The following is a 15,674-nucleotide window of genomic DNA, read 5'->3' on the forward strand; positions in this document are numbered from 1 at the left end:
GCCGGTTTCCCAACGCGCGGCGCGTGTTGCGCCGTCGGGCAGGTCCGGCGGCCTACTCCGCGTCGTCCTCTGGTGCCTCGGCCCCCTTTGCTCCTTCGGCCAGTTGCGGGCGCGGGGCGGGCATGGCGGCGGAGCGGTCGCCGGTTTTCAGATAGGTGTCGAACCATTGCATCATCCGCAGATTGTAATCATAGCGGCTGGCGGCAAGCCGGTTGCCGTGCCCTTCACCGGGATAGAACACCAGCCGCACGGGCGTTTCGGGCTGGCGCACCTTGATGAACCGGTACAGTTCCATACTCTGGCTGGGATCGACGCGGGTGTCGTCTTCGCCATGCATGATCAGCAGCGGTGTGCGCGCGCGGTCGGTGTAATAGATCGGCGACACCTCAAGCATTTTTTGCCAATTATCCCACGGCCATGCGCGGCTGTGGACATTGTACATCTCGTAAGGAATGTCGGTGGTGCCGAACTTGCTGATCTGGTCGGAAATCCCGACGAACATCACGCTGGCGGCGAATTCCTGCGAATAATAGGTCGCGCCCCATGCGCTGGCATAGCCGCCGTATGATCCGCCGGTGATGCCGGTGCGCGCCGCGTCGGTGATGCCATCTGCCGCCAGCGCGGTCTTGGCATCGACGATGTCGCGGAATTCGGGATCGGTGTAGCGGCCCTGATGCTGTTTGGAGAAATCGACACCGTAAGCTGTCGATCCGCGATAATTGGGCAGGAACACCGCATAGCCCTGACCCGCAGCGACATGGCCGGGCTTTGAATAGGCGGTCTGCCAGCCGTTGCTGTCATGCGCCTCTGGCCCGCCGTGGACATTCATGATTGTCGGCGCTCCGCCAGCGGGAACCCCGCCGACCGGCAGGATCAGCACCCCTTCGACCGTCTGCCCATCAGTGGCGGTGTAGGAATAGGCGCGCTGTTCACCAAAACTGATCTCTGACAGCCAGTCATTGTGATTGGTCCAGCGTTCGAACGCGCCATTGCTTGCCCCGGACCCCGATCCGGGGTTCCACACGAACAGTTCGGTCGGATGCTGCGGCGCGTTGGCGGCAAAGGCGATGCGGTCACCCGCAGCCTCCACCCGCGTCAGGATCAGCGCGCCGGGGTCGTGTTCCTCTGCGAACGAGCCATCGGCATTGTAGATGCGTAGCAGCGATTGCACGCCGACATGCACCACCGCAGCAAGCCGGCCATCGGGCAGCCATTCGGCATCCACCGCCGCTTCGGCTGCGCCCGCGTTCAGCGCGCGGTAGCTGCCGCTGGCGGTGTCCACCAGATGCAGCGTGGTCGGCGCGGGATCGTTGATGTCCACACCCGCAATCAGCGACAATTGTGATCCGTCGGGGGAAATCTCGACATCGTCAATCTTGCCCGGCGTTTCGACCACGGCGGTCACTGCGCCGCTGGTGAGGTCGATTACATTGACGCGTTTTTCAGTGTAGCTGTCATCCACCAACGGGGTTGGCGCGGTGTCGACGATGGCCATGCGCCCATCGGAGGAAATCTTGAATGCACTGACGAAGCCGGGCAGCGCGATTTCGCGCGGGTTTTCGTCGACCGCGCTGCCGATGGTGGCGGCGAACAGGCGTGCAGGGCGAAATTCCTCTTCATAAACGCGGGCGTTGAAACCGCCCTTGCGCTGCGCCTCGCGCTGCTTGTCTTTCGCCGCGCCGGTCAGCAGATAGATCGTGCTGCCATCGGGGCTGAAATGGTAATCGCGGACATCGGCATCCTTGATCGCGGCGAGTTTTGTATAGGTGCCGCCATCGACGGGAATGCCCCATACGGCGGTGTCTTCCTCGTCCTTGCCCCAAGTGAAGGTCACCATCCGGCCATCGGGGGAAAACGCCACATCGCCGGGGCTGATGTCTTCGGGCAGGAATTGCCGCGCCACATCGGGCGCGGTGGCGATTGAAAGTTCGCTGGTGGTGCCGCCATTATCTTCGCCGGTGGTCACGTCAGGCAGGCTGGCGGTGGTGTAGGCAATCCGCAACCCATCGGGAGAGATCGCCACCGCGCCGACGCTTTCCAGCTTTGCGACGTCTTCGGGGGTCATCGGGCGGGCATTGGCAGCGGCGGCGGTCAGCGAAACCGAGGCCAGCAGGGCAGCGGAGGCAAACGTAATGCGGGTCATATGGTCGAATAGTCCTCTCTTCAATTCATGAATGGCTCCATCCATAACGGTCCAACATCGAATGGCAAATCTGCGGCAAGGCTTGCAAGCGGCCCGCAGGCGGGTCATCACTTTGCGCCATAGTATAAAAAGGGGAGAGTGACGCATGAGGTTCCTGAAAAACTGGGCGGGTGTGCTGACGGGCATGGCCGCTGGACTGGGCGCATTGACGGCCTCACCGGCAGCGGCGGAGACTTTGCTTGTCGAAGCGGGCAGCGTCATCATGGACGCAGGCAGCGAGCCGAGCGGGCCGATGACCATCGTTGTGATCGACGGGACGATCCGCGACATCCTGCCCGCAGGCAGCGATGATCTGGAGGTTTACGCGGTCGAAGGGTCGCGCGTTATCGACCTGTCGGACAAGACCGTGCTGCCCGGCCTGATCGACCTGCACACGCATCTGTCGGGCGATCCCAGCGGGGAGTTCTGGCGCGCGGCGACGACTCCGCCCGAATATTTCACCTTCATCGCGGCCAAGAACGCGCGACTGACCGCGCTGGCGGGCTTTACCACGGTGCGCGACCTTGGTTCTCGCACCGATCAGGTGACGCAGATGCTGCGCCGCGCCACGGCAGAAGGGCTGGTGCCCGGACCGCGTGTTGTTACCTCTGCGCGGACCATCGCGATTATCGGCGGGCACGGCGACGTGAACGGCTTTACCGAACATGTGAACGATGTGCTTGATAGCGGGTTTACCTGCACCGGCGCGGTCGAATGCGCTGCCAAGGTGCGGCTTGCCTCGCAATACGGGGCCGATCTGATAAAGATCACCGCGACCGGCGGGGTGCTGTCGCAGCAGGGCCGCGGGCTGGAGGCGCATTTCAGCGACGAGGAAATGCGCGCTATTGTCAGCACGGCGGAAACGCTGGGGCTGCGGGTTGCCGCGCATGCCCACGGCGCGCGCGGGATCGAGGCCGCAGCGCGCGCGGGCGTCCATACGATTGAACACGGCACCTATCTCGACGATCAGGCGGCTCAGGTGATGCGCGACAGTGGCACCACTCTGGTGCCGACGCTGATGGCGCTAAGAGGTGTGTCCGAAGGTCTGGGCAGCGGCACCTACACGCCGGTGGTCGAAAGCAAGATTCGCGCGGTTCAGCCGTTGATGGCGACGCTGGTTTCGCGGGCGCGGCAATTCGGCGTGCCCATCGCCTTCGGCACCGATGCAGGCGTGTTCCCGCATGGCCGCAACGCTGAGGAATTTGCGCTGATGACCGCGCAGGGCATGTCCAACCGCGAGGCGCTGGCCAGCGCAACCACGGTGGCAGCGCGGGTGATCGGGCTGGAGAATGAGATCGGCAGGATCGCGCCGGGCTATTCGGCGGATCTGATTGCGGTGGACGGCAATCCGCTGGCCGATGTGACCGTTCTGGAAGATGTCGATTTCGTGATGGTGCGGGGCCGGGTGATCGAATGATGCAAGGCCGCGCACTTCTGCCCGGCGCGGCGAGCGGCGCTGCCAGTCAGGGGGCTGATTGATGCAGCATCACGACAATTTGCACTCCTCTATCCAGATATAGCCATCTTCGGGTGGGAGGTCGCTTTTCTGGCAATTGAGGCTGATCGCACTGCCGATCCCCTGCGTGTTGTCGAGGATTGCGTCAATCTGGCCTGTTGCGACGACGGCAAGGTATTTCGCGCCACCTTGGCCGGAGATTTCGATCATTGGCTCTTCTGCGTCCAGAATTATTGAGTCCACTGTGCCCGTGACTTTGATCGCAGTTGAGGTTGGCTTTGGAGCTGCCGGCTCCGGCTCTGGTTCCTTCGAGGAAGCCTGATCCTCTGGGGCTGGCGTTTCGGCTTCCTTCACCGTGGCTGTATCTTCAGCCATCGCTGTTTCCGTTGTCGCTGCATCCTTTGTCGCATTCTCAGCCGGAGAGCAGGCGCTGACAAGCACGAGCGCCGCGATTGCAACTGGTGTTTTCATGGGCATGACCTTTCGATAAAGCCTAGTTTGGGTGATCTCCTATACAAACCAGAGTGTTGTTGGCTGCACAAGAGGCAAGGGCCGGAATAGGGGCGAGCCCGCAGGCGAGCCTCGCTTGCCCGCCCCCTCTCCCCATTCAGAACCCGAACGCCACGCCCACGCGCCCGCCGGTGCTTTTCTCTGCGGTCGATCCCGCGACGCTGGCGGAGACATACACCCGTTCTCCCACACGCGCGGCGAGCGATCCGGAAAATCCCTGTTCGCCCTGATAGGTGGAGACATTGGCGCTCATCGAAAACGTGCTATCAGGCACGATCATCGTGCCCCCCATCGCCATAGCTGCGGCAATCCCGCCGCGTGAACGTGTGTCGAGATCCTCCAGCTGAAACGCGAGGCCGGTGATCCGCCCGTCAAGCGCGGAGACGCTTTGGGAGAGGCTGTCAAATTGCGCATCGGTGATCGCCTGCAGTCCGTCCATCGTAACCCGGATGTTCTGAACCGAGGCAGCCGTGGCGACGGTCTGGCGGCCCAAAGTGCCGTTCTGGTCGATGGTGACCACATCGACCGGTCCCTGCTGCGCCATGGTGCTGGCTTCGATATCGCCAATCCGAACAGCGCTGCCCGTGCCGCCCAGCGCCACCTGATTGGCGGCGGTGGTTTCGGCATTGGCACCAACGGCGGTTGAACCAGCGAAGGATGCTTCTGAGCGCGAGCCAATAGCGGTTGCGCTTTGCCCGGAAGCCGAGGCCGAATTGCCTACGGCGGTGGCGAGCAATTCGCTTGCGAGTGCCTGTTGGCCCAGCGCAGTGGTGTTGGTTCCTGTTGCCCGGGCCGTCTGACCAAAGGCCACCCCTTGCGCCGCCGCACGTGCTCCGGTGCCAAATGCGGCGCTGTTGGCGCCAAAGGCATCGGCCGCCCGGCCCAAGGCGGTGGAGCTGTCGCCTGTCGCGCTCGCCGAACGGCCAACAGCGGTCGCAAAGTTGGCATTTGCAATCGAGCCAGCGCCGACAGCAATCGAGTTGTTCGCAAATGCTCTTGCATCCGCTCCGAACGAAGCGGAATTGATCCCGTCCGCGCGGGCTCTGGTGCCAAAGGCGTTGGCGCTTTCCTGACTGGCGGTGGCTAAAACACCAACGGCAATACCGCGATTGCCCGCCGCAACGCTACCTTCACCCAAAGCCAGCGCATCCACCCCGCTTGCCAGTGCAGAAGTGCCATCGGAATTGATCCCGAAAAAGCGGTTGTTGGCCCCCGAAATCCCGTTTAGCGCGGCGTTGAACTGCGCCACATTGACGGCATCTGTGCCAGCGGTGCCCGCCGAAACATTGACGATGCGGCGTTCCTGGCCGGTTCTTCCGACCGAGACAGTATTGTCCTGTCCGGCAAAGGAATCGGAGCCGAGCGCGACCGAATTAACCCCCGAGACAAAGGCATTCTTGCCCAGCGCGGTGCCATTGATCGATCCAAATTCGCTCGCGCCTGATCCCAGCACGGTCGCTCCTGCGCCAGAGGCTGATGCGCTTTGGCCGATGACGACCGCGCCTTCGCCGGAGGAATTGGTGCCTGCGCCAATGGCAATGCTGCCAGTGCCAAACGCGGTGCGGGCGTTGTCACCAATCGCTACTGAACTGGCAGCCTGGGCATCGGAGCCTGCCCCGATGGCTATCGCCTGAGTGCCAATGGCCGAAGCGGCAGAGCCAGCCGCGTTGACAGCGAGGAAGGGGCTGCCCGCTGCATCCATAAGAGCTTCGGTGAGTTGACCGAGATTGATCGCATCATTGTCTTCTACCGCGTCCGCGACATTGGTGACCCGCCGTTTGAGCGTATCGTTGCCGACCGAAACCGTGTCCGCTTGCAGCGCCAGCGATCCTGCCCCCAGCGCCACCGCATTGTCGGCATTGGCCTGCGCTTCAGCTCCGATGGCGAGCGCGCCTTCTCCGTTCGCAAAGACGCCAACATCGCCAGGATCGCTGGTGTCGAGACCGATGGCAATCGAATTGCGCCCTTGGGCAAAGGCACCTGATCCCACTGCCAGCGAATTGATCCCGGTGGCCGAAGCGGTGCCAGTGGTGCCGCTCGAATCGAACAGCGGGTTTCCAGCAATCGCGTTCAATTGCCCCACCGTGGCGGCGTCGGTGTCGAACACACCGTCGGCGACATTGGTGAGGCGGCGTTCGAAGCCGTTGCTACCAAACGAGACCGTATTTTCGTCCGTTGCGGTCGATCCCGCGCCGATTGCAACCGAATTGGCAAAGCTCGCGCTCGACCCGGTGCCGATGGCCACCGTGTTGACGCCCGAGGCCTGAACCCCGGTGCCCACTGCCACTGCGCCATTGGCGCCTGCGCTGGAAGAACTGCCCAGCACGGTTGCGTTGCTGGCGCTGGCATTGGCGCTGAAACCCAGCGCCGTCGCATTGGTGCCGGTCGCATTGGCAAAGCCGCCAAAGGTGGTCGCCCCGTCGCCATCCGCGCCCGAAGTCGCGCCGACCACCACCGCCTCGCTGCCATCGGCAAACGCCCCGTCGCCAATCGCAATGGAGCCCGTTCCGGTCGCAGTGGGCGAAAACCCGCCATTGATATTGACGACGACGCCCGGCGTTCCGCCCCCTGACAGCAGTGCGTTGACCTGCCCCAGCGTCACCGCATGATCGTCGCGGTAACCGTCCGCGACATTGGTGATGACGCGGCGATTGGTCTCGCTGCCGACCGACACCGAATGGTCGAGGTCTGCAATCGAACCCGCGCCAATGGCAATCGCGTCGAAGCCTACCGAAAAGGAATCCGCGCCGATGGCGATGCTGCCGGTGGTGCTGACAAAGGAACCGAGCCCGTCACCGTCCATATCGCCGCCAATCGCAATCGCGCCGTCCACACTAATGCGAGTCTCCGATCCAATCGCGATAGTGGCAATGCCGCCGGCGATGGTTCCGAAATTGTCATTGCCTGCGGTGTTGGCACCGATGGCGATGGAACCGAGCCCCGTGGCTTCGGAGTTTTCCCCCAGTGCGATGGCGTCCTGACTCGCCTGAGCCAGTTCCCCGATAGCGACGGAATTTTCGCCAGCAGCATTCGCGCCCGAACCGATGCCGATGGCAAAGGCGCTGTCCGCATCGGCGCTGATTCCGATGGCGATGGCCGCTTGCGCTGCCGCTTCGGCGGCTGCGCCAATCGCCACCGCCTCTGCCATGCCTGCGCGTGAGGCATTGCCGACCGCGACCGAATCCGCACCAACGCCCGCCGCCGAACGGCCAATTGCCACCGCGCTAAGGCCGCTCGACACAGCACCATTGCCAACCGCTAGCGATCCGGTCGATTCCGCCCTTGACGCCGAACCGACCGCTGTTGCGCCGTTGACAAGCGCTCTTGCAGATTGACCGACCGCGGTGGTGCCAAGACCTTCTGCGATCGTGAATTGACCAATTGCGGTGCTGCCGGTCTCGGTTGCGCTCGCAGTATCGCCGACCGCGACACTGTTGGCACCGCTTGCAACCGTATTGTTGCCCAGCGCGGTGGAGTTCGCGCCGCTGGCAGCGGCATTGACCCCGCATTCGAGACCATCGTCCTGCGAAGCGACGTTCGGCCCCTCCGATGCGTTGCATTCGGGTGTTGTGTCGGCATAGGCGGGAGCGGCAAAAACTATTGCGGTCGACGCCAGCAGCATCGCGCTCGAAAGACGAGAAATGTTCATTGTCAAAATTCCCCCAAAAAAACCGCGGCATCAATGTGCCGCCCCTGCTGTTGACGCTTGTGAAAATGCGGCAGGCCTGAATTGGCCCGGCAATCCGTAATTTCCTCTATATTTGAGCGGGATGCCAGTTCTTTTTCGTGCCCCGCGATGGATTTTCATTACTGCCGGTTTGCGCGCAACTCAGTCAGACGGCTGGACATGGGCGCAGTCGGCGCGTAACTCTGTGCGTCATCCCCGGGGAGCGCAGCTTTGCGCTGAGAGGGGCGGGGTAAGCGCCGCCCGACCCGTTGAACCTGAACCGACTAACATCGGCGGAGGGAGTGGTCTGACCCGCTCATCCTGAGCTTGTCGAAGGGCCGCACTTTCGCCATTTGGAGAGACTGCGCATGGCCGACATCAATTCACCTGTCGAAATCGGCGTCACCACCGGACCGATCCGGGGTAGCCGCAAGGTTCACGTCGGTGCGCGCACCGGCAGCGGCATTCGCGTCGCCATGCGCGAGATTGACCTTGAGGGCGGGGAGGCACCCGTGCGGGTCTATGACACCTCTGGCCCCTACACCGACCCAGAGATCGCCATCGACATCAACGCCGGGCTCGCCGCCAAGCGTGCCGACTGGATCAGGGCGCGCGGTGATGTCGAGGAATATGACGCACGCGAAGTGAAGCCCGAGGATAACGGCCAGCTGGGCCCGGACCGCAGCGGCGGCGTCCCGCAGTTCCCCAACACGGTGAAGCGCCCCCTGCGCGCGCGTGCAGGGATGAACGTGTCGCAAATGCACTATGCCCGACAAGGGATTATCACCCCCGAAATGGAATATGTCGCCGAGCGTGAGAATCTGGGCCGTGAGCTGGCCAGGGACTTTGTCCGCGACGGCGAAAGTTGGGGCGCGGTAATCCCCGATGTCATCACCCCCGAATTCGTCCGCGAAGAGGTTGCGCGCGGTCGGGCGATCATCCCCAACAACATCAACCACCCCGAAACCGAACCGATGGCAATCGGGCGCAATTTCCTGGTCAAGATCAACGCCAATATCGGCAATTCGGCGGTGGCGTCGAACGTGGCGGCAGAGGTCGACAAGATGGTGTGGGCGACCCGCTGGGGCGCGGACACGATCATGGACCTTTCGACCGGGCGCAACATTCACGACACCCGCGAATGGATCATTCGCAACGCCGCCGTGCCGGTCGGCACCGTGCCGATCTATCAGGCGCTGGAAAAGGTCGGCGGGGTGGCCGAGGAACTGACGTGGGAAATCTTCCGCGACACGCTGATCGAACAGGCCGAGCAGGGGGTGGATTACTTCACCATCCACGCAGGCGTGCGCCTCGCCTATGTCCCGATGGCGGCCAAGCGGGTCACCGGCATCGTCTCGCGCGGCGGCAGCATTATGGCGAAATGGTGCCTCGCGCATCACAAGGAAAGCTTCCTCTACGAACATTTCGACGACATCACCGAAATCATGAAGGCCTATGACATCGCCTATTCGCTGGGCGACGGGCTGCGCCCCGGCAGCGTCGCGGATGCCAATGACGAGGCGCAATTCTCCGAACTCTACACCCTCGGAGAACTGACCCACCGCGCCTGGGCGCATGACGTGCAGGTGATGATCGAGGGGCCGGGCCATGTGCCCATGCACAAGATCAAAGAGAACATGGAGAAACAGCTTGAGGTCTGCGGGGAGGCTCCGTTCTACACCCTCGGCCCGCTGGTCACCGATATTGCGCCGGGGTATGACCACATCACCAGCGGCATTGGCGCGGCGATGATCGGTTGGTTCGGCACCGCGATGCTGTGTTATGTCACGCCCAAGGAGCATCTGGGCCTGCCCGACCGCGACGATGTGAAGGTCGGCGTGGTCACCTACAAACTCGCCGCCCACGCCGCCGACCTTGCCAAGGGTCACCCGGCGGCCAAGGTCCGCGACGATGCCCTGTCGAAAGCGCGGTTTGAATTCCGCTGGCGCGATCAATTCAACCTCAGCCTCGACCCTGAAACCGCCGAGCAATATCACGACCAGACTTTGCCCGCAGAAGGCGCCAAGACCGCGCATTTCTGCAGCATGTGCGGGCCAAAGTTCTGCTCGATGCAGATCAGCCAGGAAGTCCGCGACTTTGCCGCCAAGCAGAACGAAAGCCCCGAAAGCTTCCTCGCCTCCGAAAAACTGGGCGCGGACACCGCCGAGGCCAGCAAACAGGCCGCGCTGAAGGGCATGGAGGAGATGAGTCGCCGCTATAACGAAGGCGGCCGCGAGCTGTATGTCGGGGCAGGGGGCCGCGAACACGATTGAGGCATCTTCTCCCTTCCCCTTGGGGAAGGGTCGGGGATGGGGGTTCGGCGGTGAGAGGGCAGGGCATGATTCCGCGCGTCGCACACCCATCCCCAAGGGGAAGGGGCTAATCGCCTCACCCGTTCCGCATATTCTCCAGCCCCTTGATCCCGCCGGGCTTTTGCGATGGCTGCGAGGCGTTGGTTTTCACCTTTTCCTTCTTCGGCTTACGCGCTTCCTTGCTCTTCTTCTGTTGGCCCTTGGCCATAAGTCGTTCCAATCGGGGGCGAGATGCCCGAGAGCGGGCGTGGGCCTGATGGGGGACGGTGTCAATGTGGGGGGTGCATTCACATTCCGGGGATTTTTATGTCTTCCGTGGCTTCTCTCCAGTATCGAAGTCAGGGAACAACTCGCCTTGGTCTTGAGGAAAGGCAGCAGTGAAAAGCTGTTTGAAAAAGCCCGGCTTCCCTGTTGGCGTCGCTCGCAAAAGTGTTGTCACTGATGTGATTTGCTTTTCAAGCGATGGATGCCCAATTTCCTCCGAAAGATGCTGGTGGTGAGTAGAATTTCTCCGGCCTGTTGCGACATTTCGTGGGTTCTTCCGCCTCAGCTCTTCAATTACGCCCGGAGGAAGCTGTTCGTAAATCAGCCAATTCGTGAGCTTCCCGATGTAGGCAGTTCGCTTGTTGTTGCCCGGAGCATACGCCCATCCCCAGACACGATGAATTTGCTCGTAGAACGAGTCTGGAAATCTCTTCGCCCATGGAAGTAGCTCTTCCGATATGTATGCGGCAAGAATTCGCTGGAGTTCGTCTCGAGCTCTGACCGACTGATAGCCCGTTGCTTCGTCGACAAGGCTCAAAATTCCGATCTTGGAGAGGCTGCGAGTAAGTATTTCGGCCTGACGCGCTACTGCTTTTTGGCCATCGGTTAGAACATCAGCATCTTTTGCTCTCAGGTAGACATCACAAACCAATGGGAGCAGTTCTGCTCGAAAGCCTTGAACCTTTTGGCCTCGGAGGTTCCGGAACTCGATCGGCTCAAGAAAATCTCGAACTTCCTCTGTGATAAATGAATCAAGATTACGGGCATCTACAAAATTGGGCCGATCGCTTTTTTGGTATGTACCCTTCCAAGGCCTACCCAACGCTGTAAGAAATGCCCTGCTGATTAAAACGCGGCGACCGTCTTGGAGAACGGCAGAGGGCAAGCTCAAGTCACCGATGGCCAAGTCGCCCTCATAGGCAGCCTTGGGTGACGCCCACCGTGTCTCGGCCGCCTTTCTCGCGATCTCCGCCCTCCTTTCAGTTGATAGGGAAATCGCTCGTGCCTTCCCTCCTGCGCTCTGTGGGTCAGCCATCTGCAATCTCCGAATCGTTTATGCTTGCAGCAATCGATACCGGATGCTTGCTTATTTAGCAAGCATGAGTAGAATTATTTTTGATATGCTTGCTAGCTCACTCCCCTCACCCTATAGAACCTTCCCCATCATCCCATCCCCACCAGCACCCGGTCCAGCGCCTGCAAGAACCGCGAGCGATCCGCCTTGCTGAACGGCGCCGGTCCGCCTCCCACCCCATCCATCCCAGCGCGCAGGTCCGCCATGATCGCGCGGGTGGCGATTGCGCTGCCGATGCTGGCTGCGGTGAATTCCTCGCCATTGTGTTTGAGCACCCGCGCGCCCGCTTTCAAACAGCGGGCGGCGAGCAATATGTCGGCGGTGATGACGACAGATCGCGCATCCGCAGCCTCCGCGATCCAATCGTCCGCCGCGTCAAAGCTGTCATCGACCACCACGCGCTTCACCCGCTCGCTTACCGGCACGCGGAAAGGGCTGTTGCTGACGACCCGCACTTGGGCCTTGTAACGCTCGGCAACGCGGTAGATTTCTTCCTTCACCGGGCAGGCGTCGGCATCGACAAGAATGGTCACTGGCGTCATTGAACCCCGCTTAAAGCAGCGCGGCGTCCCCTTCAACCAGCCACCAATTTCTCCACCAAAGCCCGCAATTCCGCCGGCGTCGTATGCCCGGCCACTATCTCGTGATAGCCGATCCCGGCTTTGCGAAGCGCCTCTTTTTTCACCGCGTCCCTTGCGGGCGCACAATTGCTGACGTTGTGCCCGCTGCCTTGGTATTCCAGCGCGTGGACTACGCGGCATTTGTCGTCCATCAGCGCGAAATCTACGCGTTTGGAATTAACCGCGCGAAAGGCGTCCTTGTCGGGGCTGGCAAGGAATTCGCCGAGCGAAACCTGCGCCATCACCTGCCAGCGCGGATTGCGCGCGATCACCGCCTTGTCCAGCGCGGCGAACACATTGGCCTCTGATTTGTTGAGCAATGCACGCGAGGTGAAGGCGGCCTTGCTGACGGCCTTCAATTGGTTGGCGGCAAAGTCCGATTGCTGGGCCTGCTGACGTTCGGCCCGCTCGATTGTTCTGAGGTTCGGTCCGCGGTTCTTGGCCTTGCGCTCCTGCCAATAGGCGCGGCGCTCTTCGCGCTTTTCGCCTTCGACGAACCGTTCGATGGCCATACCAATGACCGCGCCGATCGCCAGCAGGATGGCGAGCGGCCAGGGTTTGTCGAGGAGGGCGAGAATCTCCGCAGGCATGACAGGCATGTGCCACGCCAATGCTTGCGAAACGGTAACCCCCCACCAAAAACTTTCCTACACGCGCGAATTCTGCCTTAACCTTGCAGATGACCCACACATTCGACGAAGACACCGCCCCCACCCCCAACCCCACCCTCGCCCATGCGTTGATCGCTGCTCCCTTGGAGGACGGTGCCGGGTGGACACCGGCGCGGCAGGCGACTTTCTTGCAGGCGCTGGCTTCCACCCATTCGGTTGCCAATGCGGCGCGGGTGGCGGGGATGTCGCGGCAATCCGCCTATGCCCTGCGCGCGCGATTAAAGGGGGAGCCGTTCGATCACGCCTGGACGGCGGCGCTGCGGTGCCGCTTTGATGCGTTGGCAGAGGCCGCGATGGAGCGCGCGCTCAACGGGGTCGAAGTGCCGCATTATCACCGCGGCGAGCTGATCGGCACCTCGCGCAAATATGATGAGCGGCTGACGGTTGCGCTGCTGATGATGCGCGACAGTTTTCGCCTGCCGCATGCGCGCCAGCACGATGTCGCCGCGCGCTATGGCTCGGATGATTTCGGCCGGCTGGTTGAACGGGTCGAGGCCGGGCCGGAAACCTGGGATGAACAGGACCGGCAGGAACGCATCGCGCTGTATGAGGAATATGCGCGCGACGCAGCGGCGGCGGAAGCAGAGGGCGACGCGGATGAAGGCGATCATGACAGCGACGAAGAGGAATAATGTTGGAAAAGTGTCAAGCGCCCAAAAAGACAGAAAATCGTGTGATATGAGAGGTTTGAGGATAAAAATGGCGCTTGACACTATGTCCACTGTGTCAAGCAGATCGGGTGGTTTTGCTGGCGCATATCTGGCGCGGTTCGGGTCGCGTAATGGCTCTGGAGCAATGATAATTAGGAGAAACGGCGATCTCCTGCTACACAGTCTGCGCTGACGTCGGAATTTGCGACGGACTTCGAGATTTGACGACCGCCGCTTGCCTTTGAACGGAGTGTTCAACAGGCCCCGGCGTAAACCAGACGACGACTTCCTTTCCCCTGAACGATCCTAAGCACGACCGGCCCCGCATGTTCGCGGGTCCGCAACCTATGTTCTTCGAAAGGAACACTCTCATGGCCAAAACTGGCACCGTCAAATTCTTCAACGCCGACAAGGGCTATGGTTTCATTCAGCCCGACGATGGTTCGGCTGACAGCTTCGTCCACATCAGCGCAGTGCAGGCCGCCGGCATGCACAGCCTCGATAAGGAACAGCGTCTGAACTATGACGTCGAAACCGGCCGCAATGGCAAGGAAAGCGCGACCAACCTGTCGTCGGCTGACTGATATTGAGTGATCGGGGTGCGGCGCTTTGGTGCCGCGCCCCGGCCGCCACCCGTTAAAATTACTGGCGCGCTTCCCGGCGCTGCCTTCCGTATCCTCCCACAGGAGCCAATCATGGCCCAGACCTTCGATTTTTACCGCGAACGCGCCGATGCCGCTGCTGCTGCTGCCGAAAAGGCAACGCTGGACAACGTCAGGATGCGGGAATTGCGATCGGAGAAAACCTGGCGCGCGCTGGCCGATCAGGCGCGCAGGGTCGCCGAAGACCGCGCCAAAGCCGACGCCGAACGCGCAGAGCGCCGCGCCGCAGAAGCGCTGGACGTGCAATAACGCGCGGGCTGATTCCTAGATTGCCACGCGAAACCCCTAAATTACATTGCGAAACCCCTAAATTACATTGCGAAACCAAGGCATCGCACCCAGATTGAAACCACAGCGTAACAATCCAGAGGAGCCTCGCCATGATGCAGTTTCAGTTCAACTCCGACAGTTCGGTTATGGGCACGGAGAACGTCGCAGAACGGATTGAGGTGATGGTCCGCGAAAAGCTCGCCCGGTTCGAAGACCGGCTGACGCGGGTCGAGGTCCATGTCTCCGATGAAAACGGCAGCAAACACGGTGCTGATGACAAGGCCTGCACAATCGAAGCGCGCCCGCGCGGCGGCAAGCCGATTGGCGTCACCGACCATGCGTCAAAGGTTGACGATGCCGCGCGCAAAGCGGCGAACACGATGGCGCAGCGGCTCGACCGGCTGTTTGGCAAAGGCGAAAAGCACAAGCACGAACCGCGCCCCGACAAGGTCTTGTGATCAAGCCAACCAAGCCGGGAAAGCATGGGTTCATCGCGGTATGACAGGATGATCGGATGATGACATATCGCCCCCTTCCTCCCGCAGCGCTGGCGGCGTTGGCATTTGCTGCGTCGCTGGCTTCCTGCGCCGGTGTAGAACGTCAGGCCGCCGCCTCCGCTCAAGACGATAGCGCGCTTTCGGCGCGGCAGGCGGGCGGGCGGCAGTGCTTTTTTGCGGCGCAGGTCACTGGGTTTCGCAATATTGATGATGCGGGCGGGCAGGAAAGCGACCGGCGCGTCCTGATTGATGTCGGGCCCCGCGATACGTATGAATTTCAGCTGCAAAGCCGCTGTCCTGAATTGCGCTTTGCCCGCAGCATTGCCTTTGATCAGACCGGCGCGGGCAGGATATGCAACGGGCTGGACGTGGATCTGATCGTGCCCGACGATAATCTGGGTCCGCAGCGCTGCCGGGTAACAATGATCCGCAAGCTGGAACCGGGAGATGCAGGCGCTCGGGCGCGGGCTGACCAATAGGCGGAGTTACTCTGCCACGCCAAGGAACCTGGCAAGCACGCTCCACTGGTCGCGCACCGCTTGGCGGCCACGCTCAATATTGCGGGCAATCAAGGCGGGGTCGAATTCAAGCCGATCGTACAATTCGGTTGCGGGTTCGATGACCATGATGGGCGCAAAATGGGCGCGCTCGATTTCAACAGAGAAAGGCCGCATCACGCTTTCGATGGCGCCGGGAGAAAGTCCCAGTTGTTCAAGCTCGCGGCGCTGCGCGGCGGCGGCGGTGAACCGCCCCGGGATTGTCGGAGGCTCCAACTCTTGAGTAGATGGAGTCCTTATGAGCAAGACAACGAACAAGTTTTCGCCGGAGGTTCGCGCCC

The 15,674-nt window shown here is 61.7% G+C and carries 15 protein-coding genes and 1 riboswitch; of the genes, 7 read left to right on the plus strand and 8 right to left on the minus strand.

Annotated elements, in window-relative coordinates; all coding sequences use genetic code 11:
* Positions 1 to 52 precede the first annotated feature (52 nt).
* The gene (locus tag ACM64M_RS03860) at positions 53 to 2,143 is read right to left on the minus strand and encodes a S9 family peptidase (protein ID WP_416227309.1); all 2,091 of its coding nucleotides are present in this window, start codon (positions 2,141 to 2,143) and stop codon (positions 53 to 55) included.
* A 145-nt stretch (positions 2,144 to 2,288) separates the two neighbouring features.
* On the opposite strand from ACM64M_RS03860, the gene ACM64M_RS03865 reads away from it, so the two are divergent.
* Complete coding sequence (locus tag ACM64M_RS03865) at positions 2,289 to 3,599, plus strand: amidohydrolase family protein (protein WP_416227310.1); 1,311 nt, start codon at positions 2,289 to 2,291, stop codon at positions 3,597 to 3,599.
* A gap of 69 nt (positions 3,600 to 3,668) precedes the next feature.
* Here the strand turns inward: ACM64M_RS03865 and ACM64M_RS03870 are convergent, their stop codons facing one another.
* Both ACM64M_RS03870 and ACM64M_RS03875 read right to left on the minus strand, forming a co-directional pair.
* On the minus strand, positions 3,669 to 4,013 hold the full coding sequence (locus ACM64M_RS03870; RefSeq protein WP_416227311.1) for a hypothetical protein: 345 nt from the start codon (positions 4,011 to 4,013) through the stop codon (positions 3,669 to 3,671).
* 232 nt (positions 4,014 to 4,245) lie between these two features.
* Positions 4,246 to 7,797 carry a hypothetical protein gene (locus ACM64M_RS03875; RefSeq protein ID WP_416227312.1) on the minus strand — a complete coding sequence of 1,184 codons (3,552 nt, stop codon included), beginning with the start codon at positions 7,795 to 7,797 and terminating at the stop codon, positions 4,246 to 4,248.
* Positions 7,798 to 8,022: 225 nt separating this feature from the next.
* A riboswitch (TPP riboswitch) is annotated at positions 8,023 to 8,134 on the plus strand.
* A 49-nt stretch (positions 8,135 to 8,183) separates the two neighbouring features.
* Here ACM64M_RS03875 and thiC point away from each other — a divergent pair.
* Entirely contained in the window at positions 8,184 to 10,088 is a 1,905-nt protein-coding gene (gene thiC, locus ACM64M_RS03880; protein ID WP_416227313.1) for a phosphomethylpyrimidine synthase ThiC, read from the plus strand.
* A gap of 115 nt (positions 10,089 to 10,203) precedes the next feature.
* Here thiC and ACM64M_RS03885 read toward each other — a convergent pair whose 3' ends face one another.
* The 4 genes from ACM64M_RS03885 to ACM64M_RS03900 form a co-directional block, all read right to left on the minus strand.
* Positions 10,204 to 10,335 (minus strand): hypothetical protein, encoded by a 132-nt coding sequence (locus ACM64M_RS03885; protein ID WP_416227314.1) that lies wholly within the window; start codon positions 10,333 to 10,335, stop codon positions 10,204 to 10,206.
* A gap of 96 nt (positions 10,336 to 10,431) precedes the next feature.
* The gene (locus ACM64M_RS03890; protein ID WP_416227315.1) at positions 10,432 to 11,427 is read right to left on the minus strand and encodes a P63C domain-containing protein; all 996 of its coding nucleotides are present in this window, start codon (positions 11,425 to 11,427) and stop codon (positions 10,432 to 10,434) included.
* Between the two features lie 128 nt (positions 11,428 to 11,555).
* Positions 11,556 to 12,008, minus strand: coding sequence for a YaiI/YqxD family protein (locus ACM64M_RS03895; RefSeq protein ID WP_416227316.1), 453 nt, complete (start codon positions 12,006 to 12,008; stop codon positions 11,556 to 11,558).
* A gap of 32 nt (positions 12,009 to 12,040) precedes the next feature.
* Complete coding sequence (locus tag ACM64M_RS03900) at positions 12,041 to 12,685, minus strand: DUF2726 domain-containing protein (protein WP_416227317.1); 645 nt, start codon at positions 12,683 to 12,685, stop codon at positions 12,041 to 12,043.
* A gap of 80 nt (positions 12,686 to 12,765) precedes the next feature.
* Between ACM64M_RS03900 and ACM64M_RS03905 the strand changes: the two genes are divergently transcribed.
* The 5 genes from ACM64M_RS03905 to ACM64M_RS03925 all read left to right on the plus strand — a co-directional run bounded on the left by ACM64M_RS03905 (position 12,766) and on the right by ACM64M_RS03925 (position 15,315).
* Entirely contained in the window at positions 12,766 to 13,389 is a 624-nt protein-coding gene (locus ACM64M_RS03905) for a hypothetical protein (protein ID WP_416227318.1), read from the plus strand.
* A 389-nt stretch (positions 13,390 to 13,778) separates the two neighbouring features.
* The gene (locus ACM64M_RS03910; protein ID WP_416227319.1) at positions 13,779 to 13,991 is read left to right on the plus strand and encodes a cold-shock protein; all 213 of its coding nucleotides are present in this window, start codon (positions 13,779 to 13,781) and stop codon (positions 13,989 to 13,991) included.
* Between the two features lie 111 nt (positions 13,992 to 14,102).
* Positions 14,103 to 14,318, plus strand: a complete 216-nt coding sequence (locus tag ACM64M_RS03915) for a hypothetical protein (protein ID WP_416227320.1) — start codon at positions 14,103 to 14,105, stop codon at positions 14,316 to 14,318.
* Between the two features lie 131 nt (positions 14,319 to 14,449).
* Complete coding sequence (locus ACM64M_RS03920) at positions 14,450 to 14,797, plus strand: HPF/RaiA family ribosome-associated protein (RefSeq protein ID WP_416227321.1); 348 nt, start codon at positions 14,450 to 14,452, stop codon at positions 14,795 to 14,797.
* Positions 14,798 to 14,853: 56 nt separating this feature from the next.
* Positions 14,854 to 15,315 carry a DUF6491 family protein gene (locus ACM64M_RS03925; protein ID WP_416227322.1) on the plus strand — a complete coding sequence of 154 codons (462 nt, stop codon included), beginning with the start codon at positions 14,854 to 14,856 and terminating at the stop codon, positions 15,313 to 15,315.
* A 6-nt stretch (positions 15,316 to 15,321) separates the two neighbouring features.
* On the opposite strand, the gene ACM64M_RS03930 is transcribed toward ACM64M_RS03925, so the two are convergent.
* A partial coding sequence (locus tag ACM64M_RS03930) for a hypothetical protein (RefSeq protein ID WP_416227323.1) occupies positions 15,322 to 15,674 on the minus strand: 353 nt, incomplete at its 5' end.

The sequence above is a fragment of the Qipengyuania sp. ASV99 genome (assembly GCF_047872805.1).
GTDB lineage: Bacteria > Pseudomonadota > Alphaproteobacteria > Sphingomonadales > Sphingomonadaceae > Erythrobacter.